The organism is Paenibacillus sp. NRS-1781, from assembly GCF_050467745.1.
GTDB classification, from domain to species: Bacteria; Bacillota; Bacilli; order Paenibacillales; family Paenibacillaceae; genus Paenibacillus; species Paenibacillus terrae_A.
Window position 1 is genome coordinate 221,428 of record NZ_JBITPI010000015.1, and the last position, 12,248, is coordinate 233,675.

General features: G+C 48.1%; 11 protein-coding genes. 4 read left to right on the top strand and 7 right to left on the bottom strand.

Annotated features, from left to right (window positions below; genetic code table 11):
- Window positions 1–118: 118 nt before the first annotated feature.
- The 3 genes from kduD to kduI form a co-directional block, all read right to left on the bottom strand.
- Window positions 119–895: a 2-dehydro-3-deoxy-D-gluconate 5-dehydrogenase KduD gene (gene kduD, locus ACIFO6_RS05685; protein ID WP_430038902.1), complete on the bottom strand. Its 777-nt coding sequence runs from the start codon at window positions 893–895 to the stop codon at window positions 119–121.
- A 50-nt stretch (window positions 896–945) separates the two neighbouring features.
- Window positions 946–1,590: a bifunctional 2-keto-4-hydroxyglutarate aldolase/2-keto-3-deoxy-6-phosphogluconate aldolase gene (locus tag ACIFO6_RS05690; protein ID WP_430038904.1), complete on the bottom strand. Its 645-nt coding sequence runs from the start codon at window positions 1,588–1,590 to the stop codon at window positions 946–948.
- 76 nt (window positions 1,591–1,666) lie between these two features.
- Complete coding sequence (kduI, locus tag ACIFO6_RS05695; protein ID WP_430038906.1) at window positions 1,667–2,497, bottom strand: 5-dehydro-4-deoxy-D-glucuronate isomerase; 831 nt, start codon at window positions 2,495–2,497, stop codon at window positions 1,667–1,669.
- Between the two features lie 341 nt (window positions 2,498–2,838).
- On the opposite strand from kduI, the gene ACIFO6_RS05700 reads away from it, so the two are divergent.
- On the top strand, window positions 2,839–3,795 hold the full coding sequence (locus ACIFO6_RS05700; RefSeq protein WP_283653739.1) for a sugar kinase: 957 nt from the start codon (window positions 2,839–2,841) through the stop codon (window positions 3,793–3,795).
- Between the two features lie 188 nt (window positions 3,796–3,983).
- Here ACIFO6_RS05700 and ACIFO6_RS05705 read toward each other — a convergent pair whose 3' ends face one another.
- Together ACIFO6_RS05705 and ACIFO6_RS05710 are read right to left on the bottom strand one after the other, a co-directional pair.
- Window positions 3,984–4,997: a LacI family DNA-binding transcriptional regulator gene (locus ACIFO6_RS05705; protein ID WP_044644316.1), complete on the bottom strand. Its 1,014-nt coding sequence runs from the start codon at window positions 4,995–4,997 to the stop codon at window positions 3,984–3,986.
- Window positions 4,998–5,311: 314 nt separating this feature from the next.
- Complete coding sequence (locus ACIFO6_RS05710) at window positions 5,312–6,721, bottom strand: MATE family efflux transporter (protein ID WP_430038909.1); 1,410 nt, start codon at window positions 6,719–6,721, stop codon at window positions 5,312–5,314.
- Window positions 6,722–7,025: 304 nt separating this feature from the next.
- Between ACIFO6_RS05710 and ACIFO6_RS05715 the strand changes: the two genes are divergently transcribed.
- From ACIFO6_RS05715 to ACIFO6_RS05725, 3 genes are all read left to right on the top strand, one after another.
- Window positions 7,026–8,033, top strand: a complete 1,008-nt coding sequence (locus ACIFO6_RS05715; protein WP_430038911.1) for an acryloyl-CoA reductase — start codon at window positions 7,026–7,028, stop codon at window positions 8,031–8,033.
- A gap of 203 nt (window positions 8,034–8,236) precedes the next feature.
- Window positions 8,237–8,788: an RNA polymerase sigma factor gene (locus ACIFO6_RS05720; protein ID WP_430038913.1), complete on the top strand. Its 552-nt coding sequence runs from the start codon at window positions 8,237–8,239 to the stop codon at window positions 8,786–8,788.
- Window positions 8,757–10,442, top strand: a complete 1,686-nt coding sequence (locus ACIFO6_RS05725) for a DUF4179 domain-containing protein (RefSeq protein WP_430038914.1) — start codon at window positions 8,757–8,759, stop codon at window positions 10,440–10,442. Before ACIFO6_RS05720 ends, ACIFO6_RS05725 begins: the two co-directional genes overlap by 32 nt.
- 108 nt (window positions 10,443–10,550) lie before the next feature.
- Here ACIFO6_RS05725 and ACIFO6_RS05730 read toward each other — a convergent pair whose 3' ends face one another.
- Together ACIFO6_RS05730 and ACIFO6_RS05735 are read right to left on the bottom strand one after the other, a co-directional pair.
- Window positions 10,551–11,375, bottom strand: a complete 825-nt coding sequence (locus ACIFO6_RS05730) for a carbohydrate ABC transporter permease (protein ID WP_430038916.1) — start codon at window positions 11,373–11,375, stop codon at window positions 10,551–10,553.
- On the bottom strand, window positions 11,375–12,241 hold the full coding sequence (locus ACIFO6_RS05735) for a carbohydrate ABC transporter permease (protein WP_430038918.1): 867 nt from the start codon (window positions 12,239–12,241) through the stop codon (window positions 11,375–11,377). The genes ACIFO6_RS05730 and ACIFO6_RS05735 overlap by 1 nt, the downstream gene beginning before the upstream one ends.
- Between the last annotated feature and the right edge of the window lie 7 nt (window positions 12,242–12,248).

The following is a 12,248-nucleotide window of genomic DNA, read 5'->3' on the forward strand; positions in this document are numbered from 1 at the left end:
ATTTATGCCATATGCATAGGACGGATACAGCTACAGCCAAACAAACAAAAGCTGCCCGAAAGGATGCTTTCCTTTTGAGGCAGCTTTCGGTCCATGACTTAGATGCATCCAGTGCTGCTTAACGTACCAGCCAGCCGCCATCCACCGCCAAGATATGACCGTTCATATAGTCGGAGCCCTGACTTGCGAGGAAAACAACAACCCCCATCAAATCGGACGGATCTCCCCAGCGTCCCGCAGGAATACGCGACAAGATTTCCTGATTGCGACTCTCATCCGCACGGATTGGAGCTGTGTTCGCCGTAGCAATATAACCAGGGGCAATCGCATTAATCTGAACGTTATGAACCGCCAGCTCGTTGGCAAACGCCTTGGTCAAGCCAGCCACTGCGTGCTTACTTGCTGTATACGGCGGAACGAACTTTCCACCCTGAAAAGCAAGCATGGAAGCGACGTTGATAATTTTCCCGCTTTTTTGCTCAACCATCACCTTTGCTACTTCCTGACTCAGATGATAGACAGCATTCAGGTTGATTTCCATGACAGCGTCCCAATCTTCATCTTTGTACTCCAGCAAAGGAGCACGACGAATCGTACCTGCGTTGTTTACGAGAATATCAATTTTACCGAATGCCTTGACACATTCTTCTACAATCTTTGTAATGGATTCTCTTTCCGTCAGATCGGCCTGATGAAAGACAACCTTCACACCTGTAGGTTCCAGCAAACGTCTGGTTTCTTCATAATCATCATTGTTAGCTACAATGAACAGATCCGCGCCCGCTTTAGCCAAGGCTACTGAATATCCCTGACCCAAGCCGCTGTTGCCACCCGTTACAATTGCCGTTTTACCTTTTAGGCTGAAAAAATCCAATGAAAAAGTATCCAGACCCATACTTACGCCTCCATCATAATTTAATTTAAAATATATACCTCTAATGAATCCTACAACGCTGCACGAACTTCCTTATATTTAGCTACATAACGCGCAGCGTTCTCTGTGATCAAATCGTAGCGGCCATCCTTGGCCGGAGCTGTCAGGTTTCCCCCGATGCCCACTGCGACACTTCCGTTGCGCAGCCATGTTTCCATGTTATCCAGATCGACGCCGCCCGTTGGCATAATTTGCACATGAGGCATTGGCCCTTTGATCGCCTTGACAAAATCCGCACCCATGGCACTACCAGGGAACAACTTCACGATATCACTGCCTAGCTTCATCGCTTCCTTAATTTCATTCAGCGTCATGCAACCGGGCATATAGGGAATCGCGTATAAATTGCACAGCTTCGCCGTTTCTTCTTCAAAAGAAGGACTCACCACGAACTCTGCTCCAGCCAAAATAGCAATTCTCGCTGTCAGCGGCTCCAGTACAGTTCCCGCACCAATAACAGCCCGATCCTTAAATTCGTCTCTCAATCTGCGAATCACCTGATCCGCATCCGGCGTGGTAAACGTAAGCTCAATATTGTCCAAACCGCCTTCAATACAGGCTTTGGACATTTGGTACGCTTCCTCCGCTGTGTTTCCCCGAATGACTGCGACAACCCCAACCGAAGTGATATGCTCCAAAACTTTCTTTTTCGTCATGTTTATGATCCTTTCCACGAATGGGATGGCTATGTTCCATTAGCCGCTTGCAAGTACCCCGCTCCAATATGCCGGATTAACGCAGCTCGCTCATGGCTACCTGATCCATGTCTTTGTACGTTTTATTTTCGCCAGCCATGCCCCAAATGAAGGTATAGCTGCCAGTAGCCGCACCACAGTGAATAGACCAAGGTGGCGAAATAACCGCTTCATCATTCTTCATTACCAGATGGCGCGTCTCGTTCGGCTCACCCATCATGTGGAACATTCTGGAATTTTCATCCAGCTCAAAGTAGAAATACACTTCCATACGACGGTCATGAACGTGTGTCGGCATGGAGTTCCATACGCTGCCGTTTTCCAGTGTCGTCATCCCCATAACCAGCTGACAGCTCTGAATGCCTTCATCATGGATAAAGCGACGCAAGGTGCGGTTGTTGGCTGTTTCCTGCGCGCCCAGACTTTCAGACGGTACATCGGCAAATGACTGCTTCGCTGTCGGATACGTGGTATGAGCCAGTGCCGACACAATGTAAAATTTTGCAGGTTTCGAGCTGGAATCGCTTTCAAAGATCAACTCCTTGCCCCCTCTGCCTACGTAGAGACAGTCTTTCGTGTTCAACTCGTACGTTTCACCGTCTACCTTTACAGTACCGCTGCCGCCAACATTAAAAATGCCCAGTTCCCGGCGCTCCAAAAAGGTTTCCGCCTTGATTTGATCGCTGCCTTCCAGCGCAACGGATTTATTCACGGGATAAATGCCCCCGATAATGACACGATCTTCATGCGTATAAACCAGCTTAACTTCCTCAGGCACAAACAGCTCCTGTATCAAATAGTGCTGACGCAGCTCTTCAGTCGTAAAATGCTTGGCATGTTCGGGATGAGTTGAATAACGCATTTCCATAAAAACATTCCTCCTGTTTAGATAAACTTTTTTATCAATGGGATTGTTATAAAAGCGGTTTCTAACTCTACTTCTTAGCTAGAATTGTAATAATTATCTATGGGGGTGTCAACCCAATTCTTCACTATTCCTTGAAAAACCCTTAATATGCACGAACTTTTACACTCTTTTTACCGTTTGATAAACAAATCCATATTTTTTTATCTACTTTATCCAAAAAAGTTTTTAACAAATATATTAACTTCCTCATTGTGAAAAACCGATTTATGTGATAATTTCAATTTATTCAGTTAGTGCATGCGCTTACAGATTTAGTTTACTAAACAAAGGAGGAATTTTGAATGACCGCAACATTGGATGCTGTTACCTTCGGAGAACCGATGGCCATGTTTTATGCCAATGAAGCAGGCTCTCTGGATGAGGTGCGTTCGTTCACCAAAGCGCTGGCCGGGGCGGAGACGAATGTTTCGTCCGGTTTGGCACGTTTGGGACTACGAGCGGGGCTCGTGACCAAACTAGGCGAGGATGCATTCGGCAGATTCATTGCCGGGGCGCTGCGTCAGGAGGGAATCGACACCCAGAACGTCATGTTTACCAAAGACCACTCTACCGGGATGCTGATTAAATCCAAAGTCACCAGCGGAGATCCGGAGGTCGAGTATTTTCGCAGACACTCTGCCGCTTCCACATTAAGCATCGCCGATTTTAACGAGGCATACTTTGCCGGGGCACGCCACCTGCACTTTACAGGTATTTCTGTCGCCCTTTCTCCCGAATGTCGTGACTTCGCCCGACATGCGCGGCAGTTTATGAAAAAGGCAGGAAAAACCGTATCCTTCGATCCGAACCTCAGACCCAAGCTATGGCCTGATACGCAAACGATGGTAGAGGCTATTAACGAGGCATCTGAGGGCTGCGACTGGCTTCTGCCAGGCATTCATGAAGGTAAAATATTGACAGGCTACACCTCACCTGAGGATATCGCTTCCTTCTACCTTGACCGTGGTACTTCGCTGGTCATCATCAAGCTAGGGACAGAAGGCGCGTATTATAAATCCGCCGATGCAGAAGGATATGTAAAACGCTTCCGAGTGGAGCATGTCGTCGATACCGTTGGGGCGGGCGACGGCTTTGCCGCTGGCGTCATCAGCGCACTGCTGGAGGGCTTGCCCCTGGCTGAAGCGGTCAAGCGCGGCAACGCCCTCGGCGCACTGGCTGTCATGTCAGCCGGAGACATGGACGGCTATCCTACGCGATCCGAGCTGGAGTCCTTTTTGCTCAGCGCCAGCACGAATTAGGCAGGTTTCTTACCCCTGCCTTTTCCTTCATCGCTGGTTCCACAAGCTCAACAAGGGTGAGTTAGGCAGCTTCAGAGATAACTCAAATAACCCGTATTCACTTATGCGCGGCCTGAGCAAGTATATGCAGGCTTATAACGCAGACAGGAATACGGGTTATTTTGTATGATGTGATATTAGAAGTTCACCTACAACGTTTTGACAGATTCACCCCGGTTTAAATCAGGCACAAAGCGGTAAATGATCGGAACCGATTCGCCGCCCTCCTCGATGCTGGACAACAGCGTCTTTGCAGCCTGCTTTCCCATATCCGCAATCGGCTGCGTAATGGTCGTAATCGGCGGATTGTAAATATGGGCAAACTCTGCATCGTCAATTCCGATAATGGACAGCTCGGCCGGAATGCGTTTACGTCGGGCATTCACATATTTCAGTACCTCTGCCAGCACGATATCGTTCCCGGCCAACAGCGCAGTCGGCGGCTCCGGCAACTGAAATAGCTCCTCCAGCGTCTGCTGGATATCCTCCTTCGACACACTCCGCATGTACTCTTCCCGAAAGGGCAAGCCACGCTCCTCCAGCGCCTTTTTGTACCCGCTCAACCGCTCTACCCTTGGAGTAATCCGGTTCAGTCCCAGCGGCAGGGTAATCAGCGCGATCCGTTCATGCTTATGGGCCACCAGCTCCTGAATCGCCAGCTTGACCGCCATTTCGTTATCCAGCAACAGGCTGCGCGTGTTCACACCGTCTACCAGACGATCCAAAAACACCAACGGGTACTTTTCACGAATGAGCTGGTTGTAAATATCCGCATGCTTGCCTGTCGGGAAAATAATCAATCCGTCCACCTGACGAGCCTTGAGCATCTCAATATACTGGCTCTCCTTGTCCGGGTTTTCGTCAGCGTTACAGATGATTACCTGAATGCCAAAACGCTGCAATTCCTCCTCAATAGCCCGAATCGACTGGATCGACAGCGTATAATCTATGTTGGCTACAATGACACCCACCATAAACGTCCGGTTCTGTTTTAAACTGCGGGCCAGCCCGTTGGGCTGATAATTTAATTCCCGAATGACCTCGGCAATCCGGTCTCTGGTCTGGTCGCTCATGTATTTATATCGTTTGTTCAGAAATTGCGAGACGGTGCTTTTAGACACTCCCGCCTTCTGGGCAACATCTTCAATCGTCGGTTTCTTCATGGATACACTCCTTGTCCCTCATGTACAACATGCACTGCATTAGCGCAACAAAAGTATATCTTTTTTTTAGTAAATTTACCATACTTCTATTTATGAATACCATGATTATATAATCTGAACTTAAAAGTTACCTATCGTGCCACTGCGCAGACGGATGGTGCTTCGCTTGTACAGCACCATTCCGCCTACTCCGTTTTCCATGTACATTTTTTAGATCAGCTTATACAACTACTATTTACTCTCAGAGCAGCAAAAAGAGGCAGTTCAAGATGCTCTCTTGAACTGCCTCCACATCATCATAAATGATCCTCGAATCAGTGTACCGGAACTGGGGCTGCTGGCTGATCTGGTGTATCGTGCTCCACCAACGCATGCTTTTCCCACAAACGGCTTCTCCAGCGGGCATACATAATGAAGGCACGAGTCCATTCATCTGCGGCAATCGCCAACCACACACCAGCGAGTCCCATATCCAGCTTGAACACAAGCAGATAACCGAGCGGCAAGCTCATGCAGACCATGGAGATCAGTCCTATAAAGACCGGGAACTTGGCATCTCCAGCAGCACGCAACGAGTTAATAATAACGATATTCGTCGTCCGACCGGTTTCCAACAGAATGCTAAGTAAAATCACCTGCGCTCCCAAGCGAATAATCTCAGGGTTTTCGGTGAACAGGCTGAGCAAGGGCACGCGGAAAAAGATAATAATCACATCAATAATCACAGTCACTAGAAGCGCCCATTTTACACTACTCATTACACGTTTATAAGCGGTATCCTTCTGTCTGGCTCCGACCAGCCTTCCGACCACGATGGCTGTACCCATGCCGACCGCCATACTGAACAAGTAAATATAGCTCGAAATGTTATTGGCATATTGGCGGGTTGCCATCGCTTCTGCGCCCAGATAGGTCACGTACAGTGTGAAAATGAGCTGACACGACTGATACATGATGGATTCCAGCGCGGATGGTACACCAATACGCAAAATTTTGGCGATAAACTTTTTGGACAATTGGACGTAATATTTCCACTCGACCCGCACCTCGGTTACGCGGTACATTAGCCAAAAGAAGATCAGGAGACAGATAAAGCGGCTTCCTACCGTAGAAATAGCCGCCCCCTCTACACCGAGCGCAGGCATTCCCCAATGTCCGAAAATCAAAACATAGTTACCGATGACGTGAATCACGTTCATCAACATGGATACATACATCGTTTCCTTGGTAAAACCATGTGTACGAATCGTCGCCGCCAGCGCGTTGATCAGTGCCTGAAGGAAAATGGCACCCCCGACGATACTCATATAGGATTCCGCATAAACCAGAATATCTCCCTTGACGTTAAGCCATTGCAACATATGAGTACCGAACACAAGAAAAATCACGCTAAGCAAAAGACCTACCATCAAATTCAAGGTAATGGCCGTACCCGTAACCTGGGCCGCTTCGACAAGCTTTTTAGAACCGATATATTGAGCTACGACGATAGCAGCGCCGTTGCCGATAACCTCCAGTACAAGGATAGCAATTGAAATAATTTGGTTGGACGCGCCTACACCCGACACCGCATTATCAGATACAGAGCTGATCATGAACGTATCGACGCTGCCCATTAGCATAAACAGGAACAATTCGAGGAAAATGGGCCAGGTCAAATGGAACAAATTCAGTTCCTTGGCTTCGGACAATACCGACCCTTTTTTTAGTGCTCTGGTTGTCATTCATTCACCTTACTTCATAGAATTATTTAACGAACAAAGGGTATGTTAGCACAGTCTTTCTGAAAATACATCCCGTTTGTGTAAAATGATTTGCAAAACGCGTAAGAATTCATTTATCACCTTCTTCACAATTGATTATCGAACTTTATTGAAATCCAGAAGGGTATAATAGAATATGGGGCTGTGAGCATTGCCGCTGACAGGCTGCGCGGATGGTTGTACACTGCTAACGCACGATTTGTGAAGTATACTAAAAATGTTCGGCCATCAAAGGCTTATATTGCAATAAAGGAGGCTTTTACAGATGACTCAATCATTTCAGGCCCTTGTCGTCGATCAGACGCAGGACGGTGAAGTTCAAGCAGAGGTACGCTCTTTGGAAGCTGGCTGTTTACCTGCTGGAGAAGTATTGATTCGTGTCGCTTATTCCAGCGTCAATTATAAAGACGGGCTTGCCGCCCGCAAGGATGGCAATATTGTCAAAGCCTATCCGTTCGTGCCGGGCATAGATTGCTCGGGAACTGTCGTCTCTTCGGAGGATAGCCGTTTCAGCGAAGGACAAGCCGTTCTCGTTACCGGATACGGATTCGGTGTGTCTCAATTCGGGGGATTCAGCGAATATGCGCGTGTGCCTGCGGACTGGGTGGTTCCGCTTCCGGACGGACTTACACCAAGAGAGGCCATGATTTATGGGACAGCCGGCTTTACCGCAGCCCTGTCATTGCATCGGCTGGAGCAAAACGGCGTTACGCCAGATCAGGGCAAGGTGCTCGTCACCGGAGCAACGGGGGGCGTAGGCGGAGCCGCGATTGCCCTGCTGGACAAGAGGGGCTACCATGTCGTAGCCAGCAGCGGCAAAGCCGAGGCGCACGACTACCTCAAGGCGCTTGGAGCAGCTGAGGTGATCTCCCGCGATGAGGTCTACGACGGCGCGGATAGCATCCGCCCGCTGAGCAAGCAGCTCTGGCAAGCGGCTATTGATCCCGTAGGCGGCAAGCCGCTCGCTTCGTTGCTCAGCCAGATCGCCTACAACGGCTCCGTTGCCGTGAGCGGCCTGACGGCAGGCACCAAGCTGCCTACCACGGTGCTGCCGTTTATTTTGCGCGGCGTAAGCCTGCTGGGCATAGACTCCGTCTTCTGCCCTTATGAAACACGCGTAGCGATCTGGAAGCGGCTCGGCAGCGACTGGAAGCCGAAACAGCTGGAGCAGCTCGTCGAGCGCGAAATCGGGCTGGCTGACCTGCCAAGCGCGCTGGAGGACATCCTGGCGGCTCGCTCACAGGGCAGAACGCTCGTGCGGGTGGCTGACTAAGCGGAAGTTTGTCTGAAAACTATAAGAAGTCTGTAAATCTGCCGTTTTTGAGATTTACAGGCTTCTTTTGCGTTCGATAAAACATGGTACATTTGAAGAAAAGCGAAATACATCGACGCAGACGTTTAATTTTCACAACAAATGAACCTTTTTGGAGCGGCAGTTGTTATACAGATAACCTGCACAGGAAAGGAGAGCGAATATTGGAAAGCAATCGAGAGTTGTTTGATAGGTATCAACGGGATGTATATCGAACCTGCTACTATATGGTTCATGACCCGTCGGATGCAGAAGATTTAACTCAAGAAGTGTTTATCACCCTATTTCGCAGCAATCGTGAACACATCGAACACCTAAAAGCCTGGATTATGAAAATTACAGTAAACCATTGTCTGAATTACCTTAAACGCCGGAACAGCTTGCATATGAAGGTGTCAGCTAATCCTCATTTATTTGCCGGGATCGAAAGCAAGCCTGTAGACAGGCTGGTGGAGGAGCGCGAATCCGCAGAGGAATGGGCTGTTTATATGAATCGTCTTCCGGCCAAAATCCGCGCTGTGCTGACACTTCGCTATATGCATGATTTTACTTTAGGGGAAATATCCGAGCTGTTGGAAATCCCACTAGGGACTGTCAAATCAAGGACGCACAAAGGACTTCGGTTAATGGAGCGAATACTGCGGGATGCAGGCGTACAGATTTCCGAGTTGGAAGGAGACAGCTATGAGCAAAATAGAAGAAACCTTGAAGCATAAACTAAATGATGATGCGGGAGTTCCCTATCCCGATTTTGAGAACATGTGGAGCCGTATGGAACAGGCAGGGTATACTGCGCCTACCACGACGGACCATTCCGAAGCCGTTACTCCACGCCGACACAAAAATTGGCGTAAAATAACGATAACTGCTTCTCTGAGCGCACTTCTGGTTGCAGTTCCCGTCTATGCCGCCATCCATTATAATTGGGACAATTTGCTACACGGAAGAAGCGGCATTCAGACGGCTCTAAATCAAGACCTTGGGCAACCGCTGGAGCAGTCTGTGACCAGAGACGGTGTGAAGCTAACGCTACATACAGCTATTGTCGATGAGAACCGGACCGTGATCCTGTACAGCCTGGAGGTCGGAAAACGGGCAGACAACGAGTTTTGGAATGTCAAAGGCATATCACTTAAAAACGCCACGGGGAAAAACAGTGAAGGGGAGTATAACTTTCAGCAATGGGACCCAAAAAATCAACGGTACAACGGGTACTTTGAAAGTGACTGGACACCGCAGCAGGACACAGAGAACATGCGGCTGACCGTAGAACATGTAGAGCTTGACAGCATACAGGAGTTGGATTTACCGCTTGATACCCCATCTCCCAAAATACAAACTTTCACACTGGATCGTGACGGAATGCACGACATAAAGGTACAAGCATTTGAACAAGGGAAGGATAAACTGATGCTGTCCTCGGCGATTACCTTCGATTCGTCGATACCCAAGAGATGGGATAATCCGCAAATCATTGCCTACAAAGGCGGAGAGCCTGTGATGGCGCAGCCTGGAGGGGCTTTTGGCACACCCGGAGATAACGGGGAGTATACAGCACAGCAATATTTTATGCGGGAACATATACCGGAAGGACAAATTACTTACAAGCTGCAATATGCCAAAACCGAGAAAAGTATAGCCGAACCGATGAATTTTGAACTGCAATTAAGCAAAAAGCGGATGGAAAGCGGAACAATCAAGTCAGCACTGAATATCCCGCTGGAGAAAGGAAATCCGAATTTCGCAATGGAACAGATGGTTGTCACACCTACGCAAATCCGTCTCACGATCAGAGGCAAGAAGAAATTCGCCGATATACCTTATCAAAAATACTTCCTTTCCGTGAACGGTAAAACGTTAGAGGGTAACAAATGGTCATCACCCAGTAGCACTCCTGATCTGACCACCATCCGTTTTGAACGACCCTCTGATCTTGTGATTACCAAGGACACACCGAGTACTTTTACGGGTAAATATAAGGTTACGATCCATTCGGATGACAAAACGCCGCAGCGTTTAACGGATATTTCTGAACAAAAACAGACGCTAACTACACAAATCGGCGGTTATCCTGTGAAGTGGACCTACTACAAGCAAGGGGCGGACTTGTTCGTAGAAACTGAAAGCGAGGACGCTCGTTTTGGCGGGATCAACCAGACTCATATTGGCCTGGGTAAAGAACGGATTTTGGGCAAACCGATCTCTGCTAATTTTACAGGGGACAGCAATAACAAAGCGGTTGATGTCTATAAGAATTTCAAGGGAACCGAGGCTTCTATCTACATGTTCTTCTATACAACGGACGAACCAGAAGCAGAGATTACTGTACCCATACAGCCTCTGACGACCCAAAGCGAAGCATCCAAATAGTAATCCTATAAAAAAGGGTGTCCCATATACCTGTGTGAGCTGCGGTATATGGGACACCTTTATTTTTTCCAGTAAGCTGCGATGTGGTTGGAGTTATTCTATTCTCACTTACTTCACAGAGCCTTGCGTAACACCGTTGATGATCCATTTTTGTGCCATCAAATAGACGATAATCATTGGCAGCAAGGCCATCAGGTACGAGGCAAAGGCCAGATTGAAGTCTGTATTAAACTGCCCCTGGAACACATACTGAACGAGCGGCAGCGTGTACTGCTCCGGGTCGCTGATTATAATGAGCGGCAGCAGAAAATCGTTATAGGTGGACAGGCAGGTGAGAATCCCCACGGTAGCACTGATCGGTGCCATCAATGGAAAAATAATTCGCCAGAATGTGCCCCATGTTGTCGCCCCGTCCACCGTAGCCGCTTCTTCCAGCGCAACCGGAATGGAACGGATATAGCCGACATAGACGAACACATTAAACGCCAGCCCGTATACCGTATGCAGCATAATCAGACCAAACAGATTGGTCATGTGAAGTCCCGAGGCCAATTTGACAATCGGCAGCATAATGATCGGGAACGGAATGAACATCGCGCTCACAAAATAAAAATATAACCCCTTAAAAAAGCGCCGCTGCATATTACGCGAAATGGCATAAGCGACCATGGAATTGGTCAACAGCGTCAGCACTACCGTTGATGTCGTGACCACTACACTATTCTGAAAAGCGCTGAAAAAGTTGGTCATGTCCACCGCACGACTAAAATTTTCCCAATGCAGCTCCGTTGGAAAAGCAAAGGCAGAATGCGCCATCTGCTCAGGATTTTTAAGCGCAATCGTCACCGTCATATAGAGGGGAAACAGGATAAATATCGTTCCCAACGCCACCAAAAGCAGTACAGGCCAGTTGGTAAGTCTGCTCGTTCTCATCAGTTATCCATCTCCCTTCTCTGGAGGAATCGTAGCTGCAAGATGGAAATCATCGCAATCACAATAAAATAAATGACAGAGTTCGCCGACTGATAAGCAAATTCCCCGCCTCTAAAGCCCCCTGTATAGATCAAGTGTGATATCGACTGTGTTGCCCGCCCCGGTCCACCGTTCGTCAAGGCCACGATTTGGTCGAACACCATGAGAGAATTTTTCATCGCCAATACCATATTGATCGTAAAAAACGGGGCAATCAGCGGAAACGTAATACTCCAGAATTCACGCCATTTGCCTGCACCGTCCAAATTGGATGCCTCATACAGACTGGTTGGAATGGTTTGCAGCCCGGCCAGATACAGAATCGTATTGAAGGCAATCCCCTGCCATACGGCTACAACTACAACCCCCACCCAAGCCAACTGTTCGCTGCCCAAAATGTTGGTCGATAAAGAGGTAATGCCTACATTTTGCCCCCAAATCGTAAACACGTTCGAAAACAGGTAATTGAATATGTATCCGACAATCAGCACACTCAAAATATTAGGCAAAAAATAAATACCCCGGAAAAAGTTACGGAACCGAATTTTAGCATTCAGCCCCAGCGCAATTAGCAAGCTGAGAACGTTAATCGCAACCGTAACCACAATAGCAAATTTGAAGGTAAACCAGTATGCGTTCCCCACATTATCGTCCTGAAACAGGTTGACATAGTTTTTGAACCCGACAAAGTGATATTGATGACCAAAGCCGTTCCAGTTCGTGAGCGAATAATAAAAGCCCTGAAAAGCAGGCAATGTCAAAAATATAAAAAACAACAGGACAGCCGGCACGGTCATCCCATAGAAAGCCATTAGTCGCTTGTTCATGTCTTAT

Coding starts and splice junctions, on each gene's coding strand:
- kduD (WP_430038902.1), bottom strand. CDS start 895: ATGGGTCTGGATACTTTTTCATTGGATTTTTTCAGCCTAAAAGGTAAA.
- ACIFO6_RS05690 (WP_430038904.1), bottom strand. CDS start 1,590: ATGACGAAAAAGAAAGTTTTGGAGCATATCACTTCGGTTGGGGTTGTC.
- kduI (WP_430038906.1), bottom strand. CDS start 2,497: ATGGAAATGCGTTATTCAACTCATCCCGAACATGCCAAGCATTTTACG.
- ACIFO6_RS05700 (WP_283653739.1), top strand. CDS start 2,839: ATGACCGCAACATTGGATGCTGTTACCTTCGGAGAACCGATGGCCATG.
- ACIFO6_RS05705 (WP_044644316.1), bottom strand. CDS start 4,997: ATGAAGAAACCGACGATTGAAGATGTTGCCCAGAAGGCGGGAGTGTCT.
- ACIFO6_RS05710 (WP_430038909.1), bottom strand. CDS start 6,721: ATGACAACCAGAGCACTAAAAAAAGGGTCGGTATTGTCCGAAGCCAAG.
- ACIFO6_RS05715 (WP_430038911.1), top strand. CDS start 7,026: ATGACTCAATCATTTCAGGCCCTTGTCGTCGATCAGACGCAGGACGGT.
- ACIFO6_RS05725 (WP_430038914.1), top strand. CDS start 8,757: ATGAGCAAAATAGAAGAAACCTTGAAGCATAAACTAAATGATGATGCG.
- ACIFO6_RS05730 (WP_430038916.1), bottom strand. CDS start 11,375: ATGAGAACGAGCAGACTTACCAACTGGCCTGTACTGCTTTTGGTGGCG.
- ACIFO6_RS05735 (WP_430038918.1), bottom strand. CDS start 12,241: ATGAACAAGCGACTAATGGCTTTCTATGGGATGACCGTGCCGGCTGTC.